Genomic DNA, 20,970 nt, shown 5'->3' with positions numbered 1-20,970 from the left:
GGTACGTTGACTCGCCCGCCCGCCTCGATCGCTTAGCCTGTTCCGGGGCTCCCGGGCCTGTCGTCTCCCCGCAGCGCGATGGATACCGGCGATTCTTTTATTAAGGAATTGAAATGCAAGCGGCAACTGTAGTCATTAACCGCCGCGCTCTGCGACACAACCTGCAACGCCTGCGTGAACTGGCGCCTGCCAGCAAGCTCGTTGCAGTCGTGAAAGCGAACGCTTACGGACACGGTCTTATCGAGACCGCGCGAACGCTCCCTGATGCCGACGCCTTTGGCGTCGCCCGTCTTGAAGAAGCCCTACGCCTGCGGGCGGGCGGCATCACTCAGCCTATCCTGCTGCTGGAAGGTTTTTTTGCGGCCGCCGACCTGCCGGTTATTGCCGCCCAGCGGCTGCAAACGGCGGTGCATAGCCCCGAACAGTTGGCAGCGCTGGAAAACGCGGAGCTGAGCGAACCGGTTAGCGTCTGGATGAAGCTCGATACCGGCATGCATCGGCTGGGCGTGCTGCCGGAAGAGGCGGAGGCGTTCTACCAGCGCCTGAGCCGCTGTAAAAACGTCCGCCAGCCGGTGAATGTCGTCAGCCACTTTGCCCGGGCGGATGAGCCGGAATGCGGGGCCACCGAGCGGCAGCTGGATATCTTCACCACCTTTACCGATGGCAAGCCGGGCCTGCGCTCTATCGCCGCCTCCGGCGGGATTTTGCTGTGGCCGCAGTCGCACTTCGACTGGGCGCGTCCGGGCATTATTCTCTACGGCGTTTCGCCGCTGGAGAATCACTCCACCGGGGCCGATTTCGGCTGCCGGCCGGTGATGTCGCTGACCTCGAGCCTGATTGCCGTCCGCGAGCATAAAGCGGGTGAGCCGGTGGGCTACGGCGGGACCTGGATTAGCGAACGCCATACCCGGCTGGGCGTAGTGGCGATGGGCTACGGCGATGGCTATCCGCGCGCCGCACCGTCCGGTACGCCGGTGCTGGTTAACGGTCGGGAAGTGCCGATTGTCGGCCGCGTGGCAATGGATATGATCTGCGTGGACCTCGGCCCCGAGGCGCAGGATAAGTCCGGCGACCCGGTAGTGCTGTGGGGGGAAGGTTTACCCGTTGAACGGATTGCAGAAATTACAAAAGTAAGTGCTTACGAACTTATCACGCGCCTGACTTCTCGCGTTGCGATGAAGTACGTCGATTAACCCCGATTTGCCGCAACGTTCCCCGGTGGCGCTACGATTAGCGGGACCGGGGCGATATGCGACGGCCCGGCTGCGGCGTTAACGCCGCGAGCCGGGAAAAAACCCGGTTGCGCTCCATGGGACGATCGACGTCGGCAATCCGCCAACATCCTCTCGACCTGCCACGGCTTCCGGTTTATTGTGTTATTACCTGCCTTTTGTAAACCTGGAGAAACATCGCGTGTTTCAGAAAGTTGACGCCTACGCTGGCGACCCCATTCTTTCCCTGATGGAGCGTTTCAAAGAAGATCCGCGGAGTGACAAAGTAAACCTCAGCATCGGTTTGTACTATAACGAAGACGGCATTATCCCGCAGCTGCAGGCGGTGGCGGAAGCGGAAGCGCGCCTTAACGCGCAGCCGCACGGTGCCTCGCTGTATCTACCGATGGAAGGCCTGAATCCTTACCGTAGCGCCATTGCGCCGCTGCTGTTTGGCGCCGGGCATCCGGTACTGCTGCAGCAGCGCGTCGCTTCTATTCAGACGCTGGGCGGTTCCGGCGCGCTGAAGGTGGGTGCGGATTTCCTCAAGCGCTACTTCCCGCAGGCCCGCGTATGGGTCAGCGATCCGACGTGGGAAAACCACATCGCCATCTTTGAAGGGGCTGGCTTCGAAGTAAGTACTTACCCTTGGTTTGATAATGAGACCAACGGCGTGCGCTTTGAGGCGCTGCTCGAGACGCTGCGGACGCTGCCTGAAGGCGACATCGTGCTGCTGCATCCGTGCTGCCATAACCCGACCGGCGCCGATCTGAGCCATGCCCAGTGGGATGAAGTGGCAAAAGTGCTGAAAGCGCGCAGCCTGATCCCTTTCCTCGACATCGCCTATCAGGGCTTTGGCGCGGGAATGGACGATGATGCCTGGGCGATCCGCACGATTGCCAGCGCCGGCATGCCGATGCTGGTCAGCAACTCGTTCTCGAAAATCTTCTCCCTCTACGGCGAGCGCGTCGGCGGCCTGTCGGTGGTTTGCGAAGATTCAGAGACCGCGAACCGCGTTCTGGGGCAGCTGAAGGCGACCGTACGCCGCAACTACTCCAGCCCGCCGAGCTTCGGGGCGCAGGTTGTCGCCGCCGTGCTGAACGACGCGGAGCTGAAGGCCTCATGGCTGGCGGAAGTCGAGGAGATGCGCACGCGCATTCTGGCGATGCGCCAGGAGCTGGTGAACGTCCTGAAAGATGCGGTACCCGGCGTTAATTTCGACTATCTGCTCAAGCAGCGAGGGATGTTTAGCTACACGGGATTCAGCGCCGCTCAGGTCGATCGCCTGCGCGAAGAGTTTGGCGTCTACCTGATTTCCAGCGGCAGGATGTGCGTGGCGGGCCTTAACTCGCGCAACGTCCAGCGCGTGGCGCAGGCATTTTCTGCAGTGATATAACCCCCGGCAATATCTGGCCCTTTCCGGCGTATAAAGGAGAGGGCAATTCCCTTCCTGAAGTGTGATCATTCTCTTTTTCTATGACATTCGAGCAGAAACCTCTTTTCATCACCGGATGCCGGGGTTAAGGTCATGGTGAATTTATAAGCACCCACATTATTGAAAATTATAATTATTCGATTATTTGCACTCGGCATCAGGCAAAATGCGTCTAAGCCCCAAGGGAGCGTTCGGCTAATCGTGGCCGTCAAAGAGGCAGTCTGAATGATGACGTCTATAGGGATAAATATGCGCAAAATTACTCTGGCCTTCGGGGCCGCCTGCCTGCTGTTGACGCTTAATAGCGCCGTCGTTGCCCGCGCCTCGATGCCGCAGCCCCTCTCGACGGGAACCAACGTTGCTAAGCTCGCTGAACAGGCGCCGATTCACTGGGTATCGGTGGCGCAGATTGAAAATAGCCTGCTGGGGCGCCCGCCGATTGCGGTAGGTTTTGATATTGACGATACCGTGCTGTTTTCCAGCCCAGGATTCTGGCGCGGCCAGAAAACATTCTCTCCCGGCAGCGACGCCTACCTGAAAAACCCCGAGTTTTGGGAAAAAATGAACAACGGCTGGGATGATTTCAGCATGCCGAAAGAGGTTGCGCGTCAGACTGATTGCGATGCACGTAAAGCGCGGCGATAGCATCTATTTTGTGACCGGCCGCAGTCAGACCAAAACCGAAACGGTATCGAAAACCCTGCAGGATGATTTCCTGATCCCCGCGACAAGCATGAATCCGGTCATTTTTGCCGGCGATAAGCCGGGACAGAATACGAAAACCCAGTGGCTGCAGGAGAAAAACATTAAGGTTTTCTACGGCGACTCGGATAACGATATTGGCGCAGCCCGGGAAGCGGGCGCGCGAGGTATTCGCATTCTGCGCGCCTCCAACTCCTCCTGGAAGCCTTTACCGATGGCCGGGGCCCAGGGGGAAGAGGTGATTGTGAACTCCGATTACTGATCGCCTGCGGATGAAATGATAGCGAGCAACAGCGGCAGCCAGCGGGCTGCCGTTTTTTTGTACAAAATCCGTCCCGGAAGGTTTACCTTTTCGCTTATTGCTGCACACTTAGAAAGATTCATTCGCAGCATGGATGGCTTATCTGACATCGACAGTCGGGCTGCGGTGTGGCTCACGGAATATCGCATTCACGGCGGTTCGCGCCATCGCGTCGCGACGCTCATGGGGGAAGATTAGATGACAATTTCGGAGTTATTGCTCTACTGCATGGCCAAACCTGGCGCGGAGCAAAGCGAGCACAGCGATTGGAAGGCCACGCAGATTAAAGTGTCGGACGTGCTGTTTGCGATGGTCAAAGAGGTGGAGGATAAGCGCCCTGCGGTGTCGCTGAAGGCCAGCCCGGAACTCGCCGAGCTCCTGCGGGAGCAGCACATTGACGTTCGCCCTAGCCGGCATTTGAACAAGGCCCACTGGAGTACGGTGTTCCTTGACGGTTCGCTGCCGGATTCGCAGATTTACTACCTGGTCGACGCCTCTTATCAGCAGGCGGTTCGGCTGCTGTCGGAGCCGGCCCGACAGCAGCTTTCGCCGTGATTAGCCCAGCAACGGTTTGAGGAAATGCGCGGTGTGCGAGGCTTCGCACTCGGCAACCGTCTCTGGGGTCCCGGAGACGAGAATTTCCCCGCCGCCGCTGCCGCCTTCCGGCCCGAGATCCACTATCCAGTCCGCGGTTTTGATAACGTCCAGGTTGTGCTCAATGACCACGATGGTGTTGCCCTGATCGCGCAGCTGATGCAGGACTTCCAGCAGCTGCTGAATATCGGCGAAGTGCAGACCGGTCGTCGGCTCATCGAGAATATAGAGCGTCTGCCCGGTTCCACGCTTCGACAGCTCGCGCGCCAGCTTCACGCGCTGGGCTTCGCCGCCGGACAGCGTGGTTGCCGACTGGCCAAGGCGGATATAGGTCAGGCCAACGTCCATCAGGGTTTGCAGCTTACGCGCCAGCGCCGGCACGGCGTCGAAGAACTCGCGCGCCTCTTCGATAGTCATATCCAGCACTTCATGGATAGTCTTACCTTTGTACTTAATCTCCAGCGTTTCGCGGTTATAGCGCTTGCCCTTGCACTGGTCGCACGGCACGTAGATATCCGGCAGGAAGTGCATCTCGACCTTGATGACGCCATCGCCCTGACAGGCTTCACAGCGGCCGCCGCGAACGTTAAAGCTAAAGCGCCCCGGCGTGTAGCCGCGTGAACGTGATTCCGGCACGCCGGCGAACAGTTCGCGTACCGGCGTAAACACGCCGGTATAGGTTGCCGGGTTAGAGCGCGGCGTGCGTCCAATCGGGCTCTGGTCGATATCGATAACCTTATCGAAATGTTCCAGCCCCTGCACATCGCGATACGGCGCCGGTTCGACGATAGTCGCGCCGTTGAGCTGGCGCTGGGCAATCGGGAACAGCGTGTCGTTAATCAGCGTTGATTTACCGGAACCGGAGACGCCGGTAATGCAGGTAAACAGGCCCACCGGCAGCGTCAGGGTAACGTCCTTCAGGTTGTTACCGCGTGCGCCGGTTAGCTTCAGCACCTTTTGCGGATCGGCGGCTACGCGCTGTTTAGGTACTTCAATCTTGCGCTTGCCGCTCATGTACTGGCCGGTCAGGGATTCCGGCACCGCCATAATATCCTGCAGCGTGCCCTCAGCCACCACCTGTCCGCCGTGTACGCCAGCGCCGGGACCGATATCGATCACGTGATCGGCGGCGCGAATCGCGTCTTCATCATGCTCAACGACAATGACCGTATTACCCAGATTACGCAGGTGGATCAGCGTCCCGAGCAGGCGTTCGTTGTCGCGCTGATGCAGGCCGATGGACGGCTCGTCGAGAACGTACATCACCCCGACCAGCCCGGCGCCTATCTGGCTTGCGAGGCGGATACGCTGGGCTTCACCGCCGGACAGCGTCTCTGCCGAACGCGAGAGCGTCAGGTAGTTCAGGCCGACGTTGACGAGGAACTTCAGGCGATCGCCGATCTCCTTCAGCACCTTTTCCGCGATTTGCGCCCGCTGGCCGGAGAGCTTCAGGTTGTTGAAGAAGTCCATCGCGTGGCCAATGCTCATATCGGAGATCGTCGGCAGCGGCGTATTTTCGACGAATACGTGGCGCGCTTCGCGGCGCAGGCGGGTTCCATCACAGCTGGTACAGGAGCGGTTGCTGATAAACTTCGCCAGCTCTTCGCGCACCGCGCTGGATTCGGTTTCTTTGTAGCGACGTTCCATATTGTGCAGAACGCCTTCGAACGGATGGCGGCGCACGGAGGTATCGCCGCGATCGTTCATGTACTTGAATTCAATGTTCTCTTTGCCAGAGCCGGACAGAATGACTTTCTGCACGTCGGCGTTGAGGGTGCCCCACGGCGCTTCGATATCGAACTGGTAATGCTCAGCCAGCGACTTCAGCATCTGGAAATAATAGAAGTTACGCCGATCCCAGCCGCGGATCGCGCCGCCCGCCAGCGACAACTCCGGGTTTTGGATAACCCGCTCGGGATCGAAGTACTGCTGCACGCCCAGGCCGTCGCAGGTTGGGCAGGCGCCGGCGGGGTTGTTGAAGGAGAACAGCCGAGGCTCCAGCTCGCGCATGCTGTAGCCGCAAATCGGACAGGCGAAGTTGGCGGAGAACAGCAGCTCTTCCGCTTTCGGGTCGTCCATATTGGCGACAACGGCGGTCCCACCGGAGAGATCCAGCGCGGTCTCAAACGATTCGGCCAGCCGCTGGGCGAGATCGTCGCGCACCTTAAAGCGATCGATAACCACTTCGATGGTATGTTTCTTTTGCAGCTCAAGCTTTGGCGGATCGGAGAGATCGCAGACTTCGCCGTCGATCCGCGCCCGGATGTAGCCCTGGCTGGCCAGGTTTTCCAGGGTTTTGGTATGCTCGCCTTTACGCTCTTTAATAATCGGCGCCAGCAGCATCAGGCGCTGGCCTTCCGGCTGGGAAAGCACGTTGTCGACCATCTGGCTGACGGTTTGCGCCGCCAGCGGGACGTTGTGGTCCGGACAGCGCGGCTCGCCGACGCGGGCGTAGAGCAGACGCAGATAGTCGTGAATTTCGGTAATGGTGCCTACCGTAGAGCGGGGGTTATGGGACGTTGATTTCTGTTCGATGGAAATCGCCGGCGACAGCCCCTCGATATGATCGACATCCGGCTTCTCCATCAGCGACAGGAACTGACGCGCGTAGGCGGAGAGCGATTCAACGTAGCGGCGCTGCCCTTCGGCATACAGCGTGTCGAAAGCCAGCGAGGATTTGCCTGACCCTGAAAGCCCGGTGACGACAATCAGCTTGTCGCGGGGGATAACGAGGTTGATGTTTTTGAGATTATGGGTGCGGGCGCCCCGAACTTCGATCTTATCCATTCACCTTTCCCGGTAGGTAGATACACGGATTGCCTGGTTTGTATGAAGAACAAACGGCGGAAACGGCTAATTATGGCACAATCCGACCTGTTTGAATATACAGTATTGGAATGGTGACGGGGGTTGATGGTGAAAAATTGTATAGCGATAAGATGTTTACTGGAATCGCCGTCCCAGCTATCAAAATGCACCTTTGTGGTGTTAGTATTACCGGTTTACACTTATTAAGAAACGTATTCAGGAGATTCGATCATGGCCAGCAGAGGCGTAAACAAGGTGATTCTCGTCGGTAATCTGGGGCAGGACCCGGAAGTACGCTACATGCCAAGTGGCGGCGCTGTCGCTAACTTCACGCTGGCGACTTCCGAATCCTGGCGCGATAAGCAGACCGGCGAAATGAAAGAACAGACCGAATGGCACCGCGTCGTGCTGTTTGGCAAGCTGGCTGAAGTGGCTGGCGAATACCTGCGTAAAGGCTCGCAGGTTTATATTGAAGGCCAGCTGCGTACCCGCAAATGGACCGATCAGTCCGGTACTGAGAAATACACCACCGAAGTCGTGGTCAACGTTGGCGGTACCATGCAGATGCTGGGCGGCCGTCAGGGCGGCGGCGCTCCGGCAGGCGGCGGTCAGCAGCAGGGCGGTTGGGGTCAGCCTCAGCAGCCGCAGGGCGGCAACCAGAACCAGTTCAGCGGCGGCGCGCAGTCTCGTCCGCAGCAGCAGGCTCCGGCAGCGCCTTCTAATGAACCACCGATGGATTTCGATGACGACATCCCGTTCTGAGTTTTAGAACGGCGGTCTGAGAATCATAAACCCTGCTGTGGCAGGGTTTTTTTGTACTAATATGTCCTGCTTCCTGCTTCCTGCTTCCTGCTTCCTGCTTCCTGCTTCCTGCTTCCTGCTTCCTGCTTCCTGCTTCCTGCTTCCTGCTTCCTGCTTCCTGCTTCCTGTCCCCATTTCCCGTCTGCGCTTCTTAGCTTCCCGCTCCGACTGCGGGCCGGAGGAGACCGCCGCACCTGACGTCGCTTTTAAATAAATTATATTTTATAAACAAATGGTTAATATTTTTATTTCGTTCCGCCGCGTCCTAATCCTTCTCTTCCCCCTCTTGCTAAATAGCCCCATTCTCTCGCTCCGCGTCTTCTGCGCAGTCGATCACGTTTCATCTCCATCAGGGCCTCAGGATTGTGAGGATTATCTCTTTTCTGAACGCCGCTATTTGCTCATTTATGCCGTAACTAATATTTATTAGCTAATTATTATCAGCAGTCAGGAGCAGCGATGAAACAGCAGTGGAGTAAAGAGCAGGCGCAGGCGTGGTATCAGCAGCAGGGTTGGCTTTGCGGGTTTAACTATCTTCCTTCGACGGCGGTCAACTGGACCGATATCTGGCAGGAGGAGACGTTCGATGCGCCAACCATCGATCGCGAACTGGGCTGGGCGGCGGAGGCGGGCTACAACACGCTGCGCATCAACCTGCCGTTTATCGTCTGGGAGGCCGATCGCGATGGCCTGATGGCCCGCATCGGACGTTTCCTGACAATTGCGGATAGCCACGGCTTTAGCACCATGCTGACGCTGATGGACGACTGCGGTTTTTCGGGCGACGAACCCTACCTGGGGCCGCAAAAGCCGCCGGTACCCGGCAAGCACAACAGCCAGGCGGCGGCGAGCCCCGGGCGGGATAAGGTTTGCGACCGGGATTGCTGGCCGCAGATCGAATGCTATATCCGCGACGTTATCCGCCAGTTCCGCGACGATAAGCGCGTTCTGCTGTGGGATCTCTATAACGAGCCGGGCAATCGCGGCATCTTTGCCACCGGTACGGTTGAGGTGCTGTACGACGAAAAGCTGGAAACCTATGCCCAGGAGCTGATGGAGCTCGCTTTCCGCTGGGCGAGGGAAGAGGACCCGACGCAGCCGCTCACCGTCTGCGCGTGGCGCCTGCCGGAGGAAGTTGAAGGAGAGACATTCTACCAGCATCCGCTGGATCGGGCCGCGCTGGCGCTTTCGGACGTGATCAGCTATCACGCCTACACCAATACCGCCCGCATGACGGCGATTATCCAGCAGCTCCAGCAGCTGGAGCGGCCGCTTTTTTGCACCGAATGGTTGGCTCGCCACGTCGGCAGCACCATCGAAGAGCAGCTGCCGCTGATGTATATAGCGAAAGTCGCCCCTTACCAGTGGGGCCTGGTGCGCGGTAAAACCCAGACGTGGCTACCGTGGCCGGTGGTGATGAAGGAGTCTGTCGATTACTGCCGGCTCTGGTTCCACGACGTCTTTGAAGAGAATGGGATCCCGTTCTCCCGCAAAGAGATTGCGCTTATGCGCAGGCTTCGTCACATTGCCCAGCCGTCACGGGCATAATAATAATATATCCGGCGGTGCGCCGCCGGGATTAGGGTACGCACTATGGCAACGACAATGAAAATACCGTCTCGGGAGTTGTGGTCTTATTTTGGCTATGGTTTAGGTCAGTGTTTTAGTTTTGGTTTAGTGGGCTCGTTTATTAACTATTTTTATACCGATGTGCTGGGGATCTCGGCGCTGGCGGCGAGTACGATTTTCCTTATTGCGCGCGCGTGGGACGCGGTTCACGACCCGCTGTTCGCCAGCATTATGGATACCATTAACAGCCGCTTTGGTAAGTTTCGTCATTTCCTGCTGATTGCGCCGCTGTTAATTACCGGGGTCACGCTGCTGGCGTTTTATAAAATCGAAGCAGATATGACCACTATGATTATCTACGCCGGGGTGACCTATATATTGTGGGGCACGCTGTACGCAATATCGGATATTCCGTTCTGGTCGATGTCCTCGGTGATGACCAACGACTCCGGTCAGCGCACCCGTGCGGTGACGGCGGCAATGCTGGGGGTCAATGCCGGTATCGCCTGCGCCAATATCTTCTTCCCCAGGCTTGCGGCGTTCTTTGCCCAATACAGCAACGATAAGGGCTATTTTATGGCGGCGCTGGTGATGATGATGGTCGGCCTGCCGCTGATGCTGAACGGCTTTTTCCAGATTAAAGAGCGCGTGCAGGCCGGCCCGGAAAAGGTCACCATGCGCGATACCTTCCATAATCTGCGGCAAAATAAGCCGCTATTTATCGTCCTGCTGTCGTTCTTTTTCTGCATATTCCACAACGTCGCCGGCGGGATTTACATCTATTTCTTTATCTACAATATGGGCGACGGCGGGCTGCAAATGGCGATCGGTATTATGGGGATTGTCGCCGCGGTGCTGTGCCTCGTGGCCCCGATGCTGACGCGCAGAATGCAGAAGCGAAAGCTGTTTATGATCCTTTGCGGGCTGGATATTCTGGTGCGCGTGGTGATGTGGTTTGCCGGCTATCAGCACGCGATGCTGCTCTTTATTCTGCTGGGTTTAAGCACGCTGTTTGTGATGATGTCCAATATTCTGACCTCGTCAATGATTGCCGATACCATTGAATACGCCGAATATCACACCAACAAGCGCTGTGCGGCGATTACCTTCTCCGGACAAACGTTTACCGGCAAAATGTCGGTGGCCGTCGGCGGCGGATTAATCGGCGTATTTCTGACGCTGATAGGCTACGTGCCGCAGGCGGCCAGCCAAAGCGAGAGCGTGCTTAACGGACTGTTCTTCGGTATCTGTCTGCTGCCGGCAGTTGGCTCGCTGATTCGTATGGGCTGCATGTCGCGCTACACCTTTACGGAAGATAAGCACGCGGAGATTTGCGCTTTACTGGCGGAGCGCCGACAGGCTGCGCGTCCGGAAAACGATAGTGAGGACAATCTGAAGCAGCCGCTGCCGATAAACTAGTTACGCCGATAAAATATACCATCCGGGGAATCGTTGATGATATTCCTGTGCGGAGATAGATCCTCAGGAGAAAATAGACCGGCAGGCCTGAATAGCCCTGCGCTTATGTCGCCGTGGGGTGCTGGCGCCGCAGCCCGGTCGCGCGAATAATATTGTTACTGTCGTTAATAACCCGTCCGTGACGATGGGCGGGTTATTATTATTATCAGCGTCATGCTTTATTCATAAACTCTAAAAATAAACTTCGTTTAATTAAATAATAAAAGGCTTTACCGATGAATAAAATCTGGGTCGGATGTTTTCTGACGTCTTTATTTACCCCTGTGGTCAATGCACAAGCGTCGTTATCCCTTGAGGAGCGACTGGCGCAAATGGAACAACGGCTGAAGGCGACCGAGCAGCGGGCGGCCAGCGCGGAGGCGGAGATCCACCAACTAAAACGTCAGGATAAACCGGCGGCGGTAGCCAGCGCCGCGCCGGCAAAACCCGCTTTACAGCTTAATGATTATGGCGATATAAAATTCTACGGCGACGTCGAGTTTAATATGGACGGCGCCAGCCGTACCGGTAGTTTGACCTCGATAAAAACCAGCGCTAATAAAAACTGGGCGCCGGGAGATAAAGAGCGCTGGGATATTAACGGACGAATTTTGCTGGGCTTTGATGGATTGCGTAAAGGCGCTAACGGTAAATATGCCGGGTTTAGCGTGCAGCCGCTGGCGGATATGAACGGGAAAATGAATCTTGATGACGCGGCGTTTTTCTTTGGCCAGGAAGATGACTGGAAAATTAAAATCGGGCGCTTCGAAGCCTACGATATGTTCCCGCTGAATCAGGATACGTTTATTCAGTATTCTGGTAATACGGCGAACGATCTGTACAGCGACGGCTATGGCTATATCTATATGATGAAAGAGGGGCGCGGGCGCAGCAGCAGCGGCGGCAACTTCCTGCTCAGCAAAACCCTTGATAACTGGTATTTTGAGGTCAATACGCTGGTGGAGGACGGTAGCTCGCTGTTTGTTGACCAGAGCTATCACGGCAATGCGCTGGATAACCGTAAAAACGTGGTTTACGTGCGTCCGGTGGCGGCGTGGCGCTCTGGCGCCTGGTCGGTGGCGGCGGCGCTGGAGAGTAACCTCGTGAATAACGCCTACGGTTATCAGGACCAAAATGGCCGCTGGGTCGATCAATCCAGCCGTACCGGCTACGGAATGACCCTAAGCTGGAATACGCAGAAGGCCGATCCGCAGGATGGCGCGGTAGTCAATTTGAGCACCGCGTATCTGGATGCGGCGGACGAAAAGGACTTCAGCGCCGGTATCAATGCGCTATGGCATCGCGTGGAGCTGGGCTATATCTACGCGCATAACAAAATCGACCAGTTCAATCTGTCCGGCGTGAGCGCGGAGTGCGACGGCGACTGCGCGATTCTGGCGCCGGGACGCTATGACATCCATACCATTCACGCCTCATGGCAGACTGCCGAATATTATGGATATGCCGAACTTTAATATTTACCTCGGGGCTTACGCATCGTGGCTGGACTCGTCGGCAACGAAAACCGGCAATACCGATGAACGCTATGGCGCGCGGGTGCGCTTTAAATATTTCTTCTGATAGGGCCAGCGGCCCGGGAGGGTTTCCCGGGCCGCGGACGCACCGCCGGTAAGCGCGATCTACCCACCTTACTCCCCTGACTGATTCTCCCGCCGTGGAACGATGCTTCAGGCGATCCTGGTGTGATGAATAAAACCGCGGTGAAGTTCTCCATCCCGATGAATGACGGGATTTCGCTGAAAACTATCGACGATGAAGGCTGGTTCGGCGAAGTGAGCGCTTCAGGTGAAATTCGGGTTCAGGCGACGTGGCGAAATGTTAACTAATACGATACGCCTGATGGCGTGGCGGCTGGCCCTCTGCCTGCCGGCGGTTGGTGAGGCCATATCGCTCGGTAACCTGACCTTCTCGCTGGGGGCGGAAGAGAGCTTTGCCGCGAAGCGGGTGCTGAACAATAACACCTGGTTTAAGCTGCTGATTAAGCCCGGATGCTCGGCAACGGAAGAGGGCGGCGACGCCTGGTATTTACGCCCAGGCGACTTGGTACGCCAGGCCGCACTGCGCAAGCCTGGCGACAAGTACATTATTTACAACGATAGATTTATCAAAATATCCAACGACTGCCCGTAGCCGCCAGCGGGCGGTTAGCTGCCCGTCAGGGCCATCAGGCGCGACTGGACGCCGGGGCAACCGGCCAGCACCAGGTTACCGCCGAGCAGGCCGTCGTTGGCCAAAAAGTCGCTGCTCGCGCCGCCCGCTTCAACAATCAGCAGGATACCCGCCAGCGCATCCCAGCTGTTCATATGCGCCTCATAATAGGCGTGCACCTGGCCGGCGGCGACGTGAGCCAGCATCAGCGCCCCGGCGCCAAAGCGGCGATACTCCATGCCGGCGTCAATCACCCGCTCAAGCATGCGGGCGTAGTCGGCGGCGGGCGCCCGGCTGGATCGTCCCATGCCAATCACCACCGTTTCCGGGTCCGGCTCGCGCAGCGTCAGGCGCCTGTCGTTGAGAAATGCGCCTTCGCCGCGGCGGGCGAAGAAAAACTCGTTGCGGTCCGGGGCGTAGATAATTCCCAGCTCCAGCGCGCCCTGCCTGACCCAGGCCAGAGAAATACACCAGTAATCCATGCCCAGAATATAGTTGGTGGTGCCGTCGATAGGGTCAATGACCCAGGTTCCCTGTTCCCCGGCCCGCAGGCCGCTCTCTTCGCCGAGAAAACCGTCCTCCGGGCGGTGGGCCTCCAGCCAGGTTTTTATCTCCTGCTCGACGAAAAGGTCGGCCTGCGAAACAAAATCCTGACGCGCTTTTTTATCCACCTGCAGCCCCGCATCGCGCAGCTCCTGCGCGCGCGTACCCAACTGGCGAATCAAATTGCATAGCGACTGCTGCTGTTCTTCCGTCATAGCCTGGCTCTTATGTGGTTGATGGCGACGTGCGCCGGTGAATTAAATCGACCTTCACCCACGTGGTGCGTGAAGGCTGTAGCGGATCGCTGGCCCGCTCCAGCAGGCGGGTGAGCGCCTGGCGGGAGATCTCCGCCACGTCCTGATGCAGAGTGGTGAGCCGGTAGCTGTACTGCGCCGTTTGCGGCGTGTTATCAAACCCGATGAGCTGAAAATCCGCCGGGGCCTCTTTGCCGCGCTGGCGCATGCCGTCGAGAAAGCCGCAGGCCAGCTGCGCGTTGGCGCAAAAAATCCCCTCCAGCGCATCGCCGGCGTCGGCAGCGGCCTGCAGCCCGCCCTCGTAGCCCTCAAGCGAGGCAAACAGCGGCTGAAGATCGCGCCGCGTATCGACCCCAAGTTCGGTAAGCGCCTGATAGAACGCTTCGCCGCGCATTTGTCCAGCCCAGGTCGAATGGCGATGGTTTAACCAGCCAAAGCGGCGGCAGCCGGCAGCCACCAGCTGCCTGGCGGCCAGCGTCGCCCCGGCGACATTATCCGAGCAGACGTAATCGACGCAGGGAATATTGGGCTGGCGGTTAATGCCGACGACCGGAATCTGCTGCTGGGCGAACTCGTAGACCAGCGACTCTGGCGGCTGGCCGGAGGTGACGATCGCCCCGGAAACGCGAAACTGCGCAAAGCGGCGAAGGGTCTGGGCCAGATCCTGCTCGCTGCGGATCTCGCTGACCAGCGCCTGAAAATCGCGGCGCTGGATCTCGCTCAGCAGCCCGTCGAGCAGGCTGCTGCGAAACGGATCGTTGATGCGGGAAACGATCACTCCGATCAGGTGGCTGCGCCGGCGGTTGAGCCCCTGGGCGAGAAAGTTGACCTGATAGCCCAGCTCTTCCGCGGCGCGCAGCACCCGTTCGCGGGCGGCCGGCGAGATGCTACCGTTATTGCTCAGCGCCCGGGAAACGACCGCGCGCGAGACGCCGGCGCGCCGGGCAACGTCCTGGGCGGTGACGCTCTGCTTGCGGAATTGCGCGCTCATGCCGGATTCTCCTCGCCGCTGCGCGGGGGTTGATGAAGATCGTATTGTAAGCCGTCCTGGCTGACGAACAACCCGCTCCATGGCCGGCAGGCCGTGCGCAGCGCCGGCAGAATCGCGTCATAGCAGTGATACAGCCCCATAGCCGGCAGCGCCAGCGTTTGAAACAGCGTCAGGCAGGCCGGAAAATCGCCGTGGGAGGCGTCATCGCTCAGCGCGGCGAGCGAAGCGCACTCCTGAAACGCCAGGTCTGCGCCCGCCATCAGCGCGATCGACTGCGGCGTCGGGCGGCCGTCGCCGCTGTAGAACAGGCTTTTCCCGGCGATGGTGATGCGGATCGCGCGGTTGGTTAGCTCGTGCCGGGTTTCGGCGGTACGGATCTGCCAGTCGTGCCAGCTCCACGCCGGAGCGCTGTCGCGCCACTCAATCGCAAAGCACAGTGTGGCTTCCGGCCAGTTTGCCAGCTGCGCCAACTGCATCAGCACCGGACGCTGCTGCGGCTGGCTGTAGATAATCAGCGGCTTGTGGCGGGAAAAGCTTTTCCAGTAGTTGAGCAGCGCCGTCAGGCCGGTACAGTGATCCGGATGGATGTGGGTGAAGTAAATGGCATCGATATCGTTAATATCGCCCCCTCGCTGCCACAGGGCGCGGGGAATGGTAGGGCCGCAATCAATTAGCCACTGACGATTTTCATCATCAATAATGCGCAGCGCAGAGCTATTTTGGCTCTCTGAGAACGCGCTGCCGCAGCCAAGAACGTCTATTTTCATTTACCCTCGCCAAAAAAAATTCGCACTTAATTAAATTGTCACAAATACCCGACAAAGTAGGCTCACATCATGTCGAGTCAAGGTTGCATTTTTTTTACAGCCAAATGAACACGTGTTCATCCCGGCGTGAATAAATAAAAAAATGCCTACAGAAGAGTTTTGGGTACCGAATATGAGCTATCTGCACATTGCCAATCTGAGAATTAGCTACGGCGATAAGGTTGTTCTGCATAATATCGATCTGGCGGTAGAGAAGGGGGAGATGATCGCCCTGCTGGGGCCATCGGGCTGCGGCAAAACCACGCTGCTAAATGCGCTCTGCGGTTTTATCCCGGCGCAGAGCGGGGAGATCGTCGTCGCCGGCAGGGCGATTACCCATAGCGCGCCGGAGCAGCGCAATATTACGATGGTTTTTCAAAGCTATGCGCTGTGGCCGCATCTGACGGTGGCCCGTAATATCGGCTACGGCCTGAAGCTGCGCAGGTGGCGTGGCGACGATATCGACCGCCGGGTGGCGGAGCTGCTGCATATCGTCAACCTCCCGGGGCTGGCGGAGATGAAGGTGACCGAACTTTCCGGCGGCCAGCGTCAGCGGGTTGCCCTGGCGCGCGCCCTGGCGATTGAGCCGGACGTGCTGGTGCTGGATGAACCGCTCTCCAATCTGGATGCCAAAGTCCGCCTTAACGTCCGTCATGAAATAAAAGCGCTGCAAAAGAAGCTCGGCTTTACCTCATTAATTGTCACCCATGACCAGCAGGAAGCGCTGGTGATGGCCGATCGTGTCGCCGTATTAAATAACGGCAGAATTGAGCAGTTAGGGACGCCGGAAGAGATATATCAACGTCCGGCTACGCCTTTTGTCGCCGATTTTATGGGGGCCGATAATAAAATAAATAGCCGCGATATCCGCACCCTCGACGGCATTCACTGGCGCAGCCCAACGGCATATTCAGATGCGCATTCTGACGAGCAGGTGATCTATTTCCGCAGCACCGACGCGGCGCTCTTTTCATTAGCGGATACCGCGCCGCGGGAAGGGCTGACGCTTGACGGCATCGTCGAACAAAGCGCCTTCCTCGGCCATTTATATCGCCACAGCGTGCGCTGTCGCGATCGCCTGCTGCTGGCGGATTCTACCCGCTGCTGGCCCGCCAGCTCGCCGGTCAGGCTGCACGTGCCAACGCCGGCGCTGCATATTTTTCCTTCATCTCATGCAAGTTGACATCATCGTGTTCATTCTGGGGATAAACCATGTTTACTAAAACAAACGTTGCGATAGCGACCGCCGTACTCCTGAGCTACGGCGCGCAGGCCGACACCATCCTGAACGTCGCGACGGCGGGCGATCAGAATATGGTGGATTACGTAAAAACCTGGCTGGGGCCGAAGTTCGAGGCCGCGCATCCGGGCGTCAAGGTGCAGGTCATCGGCACCGGGCCGGGGGACGCGGGATCGAACAAAATTATCGAAAAGCTGACGGCGCAGAAGGAGAGCGGCGCCGACAGCTGGGATATTGACGTTGCCGTGGTGCATCAAAACGCCGGTGGCGATCTGGTCCAGAAGGGGCTGCTGGCGAAGTACCGCTCGCAGATTAAGACCGGCAGCCTGGTCACCGCCGATAACGCTAAAAACGCCCTCGGCGTTAACGTCGACGGCTACGTGATGCCGATGTTTTTAAGCCAGACCGCCATTGCCTGGAACAGCGAGACGATCAAAACCCCGCCGGCCTCCTACGATGAGCTGGTGGCCTGGACGCAGAAAAACCCGCAGGCTTTCGGCTATAACGGGATTAAAAACGGCATGTCCGGGGTCAGCTTCGTGGTGGGCTGGATGTACGCCTACGGCACCGACGCCCAGCGCCTCTCCTCCCTGCCGTACGATAAAGGCGTGGAGAAAAACTGGAGCCAGGCCTATGAAAAGCTGAAGGCTTTTAATAAAAACGTCACCTTTACGCCGGGGAACGCCGGGACGCTCGATATGCTGACCCGCGGGGAGATCGCGATGGGGCCGGTATGGGTGGACATGTTCTACAGCTGGAAAGATCAGGGCAAGCTGCCGCCGTCGATCAAGTTGTCCCTGCTGGCGCCGGGCATGCCGGGACAGCCGATGTATTACGTGACCCCGGCGAAGGCGGCGAATCCGCAGCTGGCGCGCGAATTTATCGCGCTGGCGACCAGCCCGGAGGTGCAGGCGCAGGGGATCGTGAAGCAGTTTAACTGGTATCCGGGCATCGATGCGCAGCACGTTAAACCGCAGCTGGATGCGGGGACGTGGCAAAAGCTGTTTGCTGAGATCTCGCCGCAGGCGCTGGCGGAATATGGCAAAAGCTTCCCGATTACCGCCTATTTTGACGATATTAAAGAAGGCTACGAAAGCCAGGTCGCCAACTAATCTCTGTCGATGCCCGGGGCGGCCGCGCGTCGGCCCGGGCGTTTCTCTCTGCTGATATCAGGTTTGCTATGCGTATTTCGTTGAAATATCTGCTGCTGGTTGCTCCCGCCGCGCTGACCATCGCCGTTCTGTTTTTATATCCGCTGGGCTTCTCGCTGATTGCCGCCTTTACCGACGATGCGCAGCGGCTAACCCTGGCCCACTTCCGCAAAGTCTATGCGCTCTACTCCAACGATATTCTGTTTACGCTGATCGTCGTGCTGAGCTCCGTGGCGCTGCTGGCGCTGATTTCCATCACCCTTTCCGCGGTGATTACCCTGTCCTCCTGCCGGCCGATTGTGCGGATGCTGGCATTTTTATATCGCCTGCCGCTGTTTATTCCTTTTATCGTTGCGGCGCAGATGATGCGTACCTTTCTGGCCAAAAACGGCCTCATGAACAACGCGCTGGTCGCCAGCGATCTACTCACCCCGATGGAGACTATCTCCTGGCTGGGCTGGAAGGGCATCATTATCACCTTCGTCTGGAAGCAGCTGGCGTTCGCCACGCTGCTGATCTGCGGCGCTATGGCGGCGCTTGAGCAGTCGCAAATTCTGGCGGCGCGCAACCTCGGCGCCTCTCGCCCGCGGATCCTGTTCGATATTATTCTGCCGCAGGTGCTGCCCGCTATCGGCGTGGCGCTGGTGCTCTCGACCGTCACCATGATGTCGGTGCTGTCGGTGCCGCTGATGATAGGCGTCGGCACGCCGACGATGATCACCGTTGATATGGCGTTTCGCGTGAACTCCTACGGGGATTACGCCGTGGCTAACGCCCTGGGCGTGGTTTCGCTGCTTATCTGCGGCGCGCTGTCGTGGTTTTATCTGCGCCATAGCCTGCGGCAAAAAGGGGGAGAATGATGAAGGAGGTTACGATGACGCCACCCGCGACGCTGCTGGCGAAAGGGCGGAGAAAGCTGAGCGCCAGCCTGCCGCTGCAGACGCTGCTGCTGGTTCTGATGCTGCTGGCGATGTTTGGCCCGCTGCTGAATCTACTTATCTGGACGGTGGCCGAAAGCTGGTTCTTTCCCCACGCCCTGCCCAGCCAGTGGGGGCTGAAATACTGGTATCAGGTGTTCAGCCCCTATAGCGATGTCTCCGGCTCTTTGCTGACCAGCGTACTGATTGCCGTGCTGTCGGTGCTGGTGTGCCTGCTGATTTCGATCCCCGCCGGCTATGCGCTATCGAGGCGAGGAATGCCGCTGCGGGTGGGCTTTATGCTGCTGTTTCTTATTCCGCAGGCGTTCCCTAACCTGACGGTATATATGAATATTGCCCGGCTTTTCTATCAGTGGGGGCTCAACGGCACCGTGGCCGGCGTGGTGCTGGTGCATAGCGTGCACGGGCTGATGTATTCGGTATGGATCTGCGTGGCGGCATTCTCGGCGGTCGATCCGCTGCTGGCAAGAGCGTCGCGCAATCTGGGAGCCGGGGCGGTGTATACGTTTTGGCATATCGTTTTGCCCCAGGCATCGCCGGGGATAATCGCCGCCAGCATCTTTGTCTTTCTGGAGTCGCTGGATGAGTTTACCGGCACCTTTTTTGTCGGCGCGCCGGATATCACCACGCTGCCGCTGCTGCTTTACAACGCCAGCATGTCGGGGAACTATCAGGTCTCGTCTATTACCGCGCTGATTTTATTAGTGCCGTCGCTGCTGTTTATGCTGGTTATTCATAAATTTATGCGCCCGGAAATGCTGGCGAAAATGGGGAAATAGCGCGCAAACTTCCCGCCAATAAAAAACGCTTCCCGATGGGAAGCGTTTTTTACTATCAGGTTATCATCATCGGCCACTCTGGCGGCGTCTGGCTCATCACTCCAACCATGACGTCTTTAATATTGCCCCAGATTTTGGCGACATCCAGCAGCGTGATGCCGAGCAGGCCGGTAGCAAACCAGCAGGCGGCGACCAGCCCCAGGCCGCTGCAGATGACCGCTAAGCCGGCATAATCGCTTTTACGCAGTTGGATATTCATCGAGCTGGCTAAAAACATCAGCACCGCGCTCACCAGCGGCCAGCGTAGGAGTATGACACTGGTAGTAATGGAAGCCATTGACCTGATCCTCAAAGAAAGTCGGGGCCTTTGACAACCTGGCGAGACTGACGATGACGTGGCGCTCTGGCTATCGACGGGCAAACAAACGAACAATGAAACAATGTTTCCGTTTCATCAGGATGTGTGAACTATATCACGTTTGTTCTTTTATTCACCAGCCAAAAATTGCGTTTTTTATGTACTCATAAACCATTTTAATATTGTGGTTAATGGCGCGGCGAGCCATAGCCACGTCCGCCATGACGGCAAAGCTGGCGCTTTAATACGCTGGACTCTTTTTTTTGCCATACTTATAAACGCGGCGCCGCTCTCATTATGTCGAGAATGTTTCTCGATTGTTCTATAAATTAGTATTATTCATCATTATCAGGTGTATGGTTTTTACGCCAAATAGCCGATTGCTAAATGACTGAGTGTTGTATAAGAGTAGGCATCTGCCATTGTGGGCTTTTACCGTGACTAAGGCGTATCGCATGGATATAAAGCGGAAATGAGTCGTAGTGTGTCGCATAAGGCGTTGAGAATATTCGGTATTACCCTGTTCATCCTGCTGCCAGTGGTTGTGGCAGCGTGGCTTGCTCAACACCGGGCGAGGGTGGAAACTGACGACCAGCTCCGCTCGTTTTCTCAACTGGCGCTGCAGCAAACCGAAATGGTTATTCATGAGGTCGAACAGGCGCGGGGAAAGGCCCTGCAATACCAGGGGATAATATGTTCGCCGCAGCATCAGCGATATATGCTGGATATTGTTCGCAGCCTGCTTTACGTCGATGATTTAATCTATGCGAAAGGCGCTGACTTCTTCGCGAATTCAGATAATAAGTGCAACGCTCGGTCATGTGGATGGAGGGACGGTTAGCTGCCGATAAGCTATCCTGCT

General features: G+C 57.6%; 15 protein-coding genes and 5 pseudogenes. 15 read left to right on the top strand and 5 right to left on the bottom strand.

Going from position 1 to position 20,970, the window contains the following annotated elements:
• Window positions 1–113 precede the first annotated feature (113 nt).
• The 4 genes and pseudogenes from alr to ABOC21_RS23390 all read left to right on the top strand — a co-directional run bounded on the left by alr (window position 114) and on the right by ABOC21_RS23390 (window position 4,204).
• Window positions 114–1,193, top strand: a complete 1,080-nt coding sequence (alr, locus tag ABOC21_RS23405) for an alanine racemase (protein WP_426813451.1) — start codon at window positions 114–116, stop codon at window positions 1,191–1,193.
• Between the two features lie 220 nt (window positions 1,194–1,413).
• The gene (gene tyrB, locus ABOC21_RS23400) at window positions 1,414–2,607 is read left to right on the top strand and encodes an aromatic amino acid transaminase (protein WP_426813450.1); all 1,194 of its coding nucleotides are present in this window, start codon (window positions 1,414–1,416) and stop codon (window positions 2,605–2,607) included.
• A 288-nt stretch (window positions 2,608–2,895) separates the two neighbouring features.
• Window positions 2,896–3,610, top strand: a pseudogene (gene aphA / locus ABOC21_RS23395) (acid phosphatase AphA).
• 237 nt (window positions 3,611–3,847) lie between these two features.
• Window positions 3,848–4,204 (top strand): MmcQ/YjbR family DNA-binding protein, encoded by a 357-nt coding sequence (locus tag ABOC21_RS23390; RefSeq protein WP_426813449.1) that lies wholly within the window; start codon window positions 3,848–3,850, stop codon window positions 4,202–4,204.
• Here ABOC21_RS23390 and uvrA read toward each other — a convergent pair whose 3' ends face one another.
• Window positions 4,205–7,030: an excinuclease ABC subunit UvrA gene (gene uvrA / locus ABOC21_RS23385; RefSeq protein ID WP_426813448.1), complete on the bottom strand. Its 2,826-nt coding sequence runs from the start codon at window positions 7,028–7,030 to the stop codon at window positions 4,205–4,207.
• A gap of 252 nt (window positions 7,031–7,282) precedes the next feature.
• On the opposite strand from uvrA, the gene ssb1 reads away from it, so the two are divergent.
• The 6 genes and pseudogenes from ssb1 to ABOC21_RS23355 all read left to right on the top strand — a co-directional run.
• Entirely contained in the window at window positions 7,283–7,813 is a 531-nt protein-coding gene (gene ssb1 / locus ABOC21_RS23380) for a single-stranded DNA-binding protein SSB1 (protein WP_426813447.1), read from the top strand.
• Between the two features lie 498 nt (window positions 7,814–8,311).
• A complete protein-coding gene (locus ABOC21_RS23375; RefSeq protein ID WP_426813446.1) occupies window positions 8,312–9,400 on the top strand; it encodes a 1,4-beta-xylanase in 1,089 nt (362 codons plus the stop codon).
• Window positions 9,401–9,445: 45 nt separating this feature from the next.
• Complete coding sequence (locus ABOC21_RS23370) at window positions 9,446–10,840, top strand: MFS transporter (RefSeq protein WP_159237611.1); 1,395 nt, start codon at window positions 9,446–9,448, stop codon at window positions 10,838–10,840.
• A gap of 275 nt (window positions 10,841–11,115) precedes the next feature.
• Window positions 11,116–12,460, top strand: a pseudogene (locus tag ABOC21_RS23365) (carbohydrate porin).
• A 92-nt stretch (window positions 12,461–12,552) separates the two neighbouring features.
• Window positions 12,553–12,726: pseudogene (locus ABOC21_RS23360) on the top strand (fimbrial adhesin EcpD); the annotation flags it as partial.
• Between the two features lie 130 nt (window positions 12,727–12,856).
• Window positions 12,857–13,030, top strand: a pseudogene (locus ABOC21_RS23355) (hypothetical protein); the annotation flags it as partial.
• A 14-nt stretch (window positions 13,031–13,044) separates the two neighbouring features.
• On the opposite strand, the gene ABOC21_RS23350 reads toward ABOC21_RS23355, so the two are convergent.
• The 3 genes from ABOC21_RS23350 to ABOC21_RS23340 are packed head-to-tail and all read right to left on the bottom strand — an operon-like array spanning window position 13,045 to window position 15,603.
• A complete protein-coding gene (locus ABOC21_RS23350) occupies window positions 13,045–13,806 on the bottom strand; it encodes an inositol monophosphatase family protein (RefSeq protein ID WP_426813445.1) in 762 nt (253 codons plus the stop codon).
• A 10-nt stretch (window positions 13,807–13,816) separates the two neighbouring features.
• The gene (locus tag ABOC21_RS23345) at window positions 13,817–14,836 is read right to left on the bottom strand and encodes a LacI family DNA-binding transcriptional regulator (RefSeq protein WP_426813444.1); all 1,020 of its coding nucleotides are present in this window, start codon (window positions 14,834–14,836) and stop codon (window positions 13,817–13,819) included.
• Entirely contained in the window at window positions 14,833–15,603 is a 771-nt protein-coding gene (locus tag ABOC21_RS23340; RefSeq protein ID WP_426813443.1) for an MBL fold metallo-hydrolase, read from the bottom strand. The genes ABOC21_RS23345 and ABOC21_RS23340 overlap by 4 nt, the downstream gene beginning before the upstream one ends.
• Window positions 15,604–15,775: 172 nt before the next feature.
• On the opposite strand from ABOC21_RS23340, the gene ABOC21_RS23335 reads away from it, so the two are divergent.
• From ABOC21_RS23335 to ABOC21_RS23320, 4 genes are all read left to right on the top strand, one after another.
• On the top strand, window positions 15,776–16,825 hold the full coding sequence (locus ABOC21_RS23335) for an ABC transporter ATP-binding protein (RefSeq protein ID WP_426815569.1): 1,050 nt from the start codon (window positions 15,776–15,778) through the stop codon (window positions 16,823–16,825).
• Between the two features lie 29 nt (window positions 16,826–16,854).
• Window positions 16,855–17,994, top strand: a complete 1,140-nt coding sequence (locus ABOC21_RS23330; protein ID WP_426813442.1) for an extracellular solute-binding protein — start codon at window positions 16,855–16,857, stop codon at window positions 17,992–17,994.
• Window positions 17,995–18,062: 68 nt separating this feature from the next.
• Window positions 18,063–18,893 carry an ABC transporter permease gene (locus ABOC21_RS23325; protein ID WP_426813441.1) on the top strand — a complete coding sequence of 277 codons (831 nt, stop codon included), beginning with the start codon at window positions 18,063–18,065 and terminating at the stop codon, window positions 18,891–18,893.
• Between the two features lie 14 nt (window positions 18,894–18,907).
• Window positions 18,908–19,750, top strand: a complete 843-nt coding sequence (locus tag ABOC21_RS23320; RefSeq protein ID WP_426813440.1) for an ABC transporter permease — start codon at window positions 18,908–18,910, stop codon at window positions 19,748–19,750.
• A 55-nt stretch (window positions 19,751–19,805) separates the two neighbouring features.
• Here ABOC21_RS23320 and ABOC21_RS23315 read toward each other — a convergent pair whose 3' ends face one another.
• Window positions 19,806–20,087: a YjcB family protein gene (locus ABOC21_RS23315; protein ID WP_426813439.1), complete on the bottom strand. Its 282-nt coding sequence runs from the start codon at window positions 20,085–20,087 to the stop codon at window positions 19,806–19,808.
• A gap of 493 nt (window positions 20,088–20,580) precedes the next feature.
• Here ABOC21_RS23315 and ABOC21_RS23310 point away from each other — a divergent pair.
• Window positions 20,581–20,940 (top strand): annotated as a pseudogene (locus ABOC21_RS23310) (CSS-motif domain-containing protein); the annotation flags it as partial.
• Between the last annotated feature and the right edge of the window lie 30 nt (window positions 20,941–20,970).

This window comes from Klebsiella sp. WOUb02 (assembly GCF_050058015.1).
Taxonomy (GTDB): Bacteria; Pseudomonadota; Gammaproteobacteria; order Enterobacterales; family Enterobacteriaceae; genus Klebsiella.
The sequence above is the reverse complement of the archived record's forward strand: the minus strand, read 5'-3'. Positions and strand labels throughout refer to the sequence as shown.

Bases quoted from the DNA above. Each gene is read 5' to 3' on its own strand.
- ABOC21_RS23375 (WP_426813446.1), top strand. From the start codon at position 8,312: ATGAAACAGCAGTGGAGTAAAGAGCAGGCGCAGGCGTGGTATCAGCAG.
- ABOC21_RS23335 (WP_426815569.1), top strand. From the start codon at position 15,776: ATGAGCTATCTGCACATTGCCAATCTGAGAATTAGCTACGGCGATAAG.
- alr (WP_426813451.1), top strand. From the start codon at position 114: ATGCAAGCGGCAACTGTAGTCATTAACCGCCGCGCTCTGCGACACAAC.
- ABOC21_RS23350 (WP_426813445.1), bottom strand. From the start codon at position 13,806: ATGACGGAAGAACAGCAGCAGTCGCTATGCAATTTGATTCGCCAGTTG.
- ssb1 (WP_426813447.1), top strand. From the start codon at position 7,283: ATGGCCAGCAGAGGCGTAAACAAGGTGATTCTCGTCGGTAATCTGGGG.
- ABOC21_RS23345 (WP_426813444.1), bottom strand. From the start codon at position 14,836: ATGAGCGCGCAATTCCGCAAGCAGAGCGTCACCGCCCAGGACGTTGCC.
- ABOC21_RS23370 (WP_159237611.1), top strand. From the start codon at position 9,446: ATGGCAACGACAATGAAAATACCGTCTCGGGAGTTGTGGTCTTATTTT.
- ABOC21_RS23330 (WP_426813442.1), top strand. From the start codon at position 16,855: ATGTTTACTAAAACAAACGTTGCGATAGCGACCGCCGTACTCCTGAGC.
- ABOC21_RS23325 (WP_426813441.1), top strand. From the start codon at position 18,063: ATGCGTATTTCGTTGAAATATCTGCTGCTGGTTGCTCCCGCCGCGCTG.
- ABOC21_RS23340 (WP_426813443.1), bottom strand. From the start codon at position 15,603: ATGAAAATAGACGTTCTTGGCTGCGGCAGCGCGTTCTCAGAGAGCCAA.
- ABOC21_RS23315 (WP_426813439.1), bottom strand. From the start codon at position 20,087: ATGGCTTCCATTACTACCAGTGTCATACTCCTACGCTGGCCGCTGGTG.
- uvrA (WP_426813448.1), bottom strand. From the start codon at position 7,030: ATGGATAAGATCGAAGTTCGGGGCGCCCGCACCCATAATCTCAAAAAC.
- ABOC21_RS23320 (WP_426813440.1), top strand. From the start codon at position 18,908: ATGACGCCACCCGCGACGCTGCTGGCGAAAGGGCGGAGAAAGCTGAGC.
- ABOC21_RS23390 (WP_426813449.1), top strand. From the start codon at position 3,848: ATGACAATTTCGGAGTTATTGCTCTACTGCATGGCCAAACCTGGCGCG.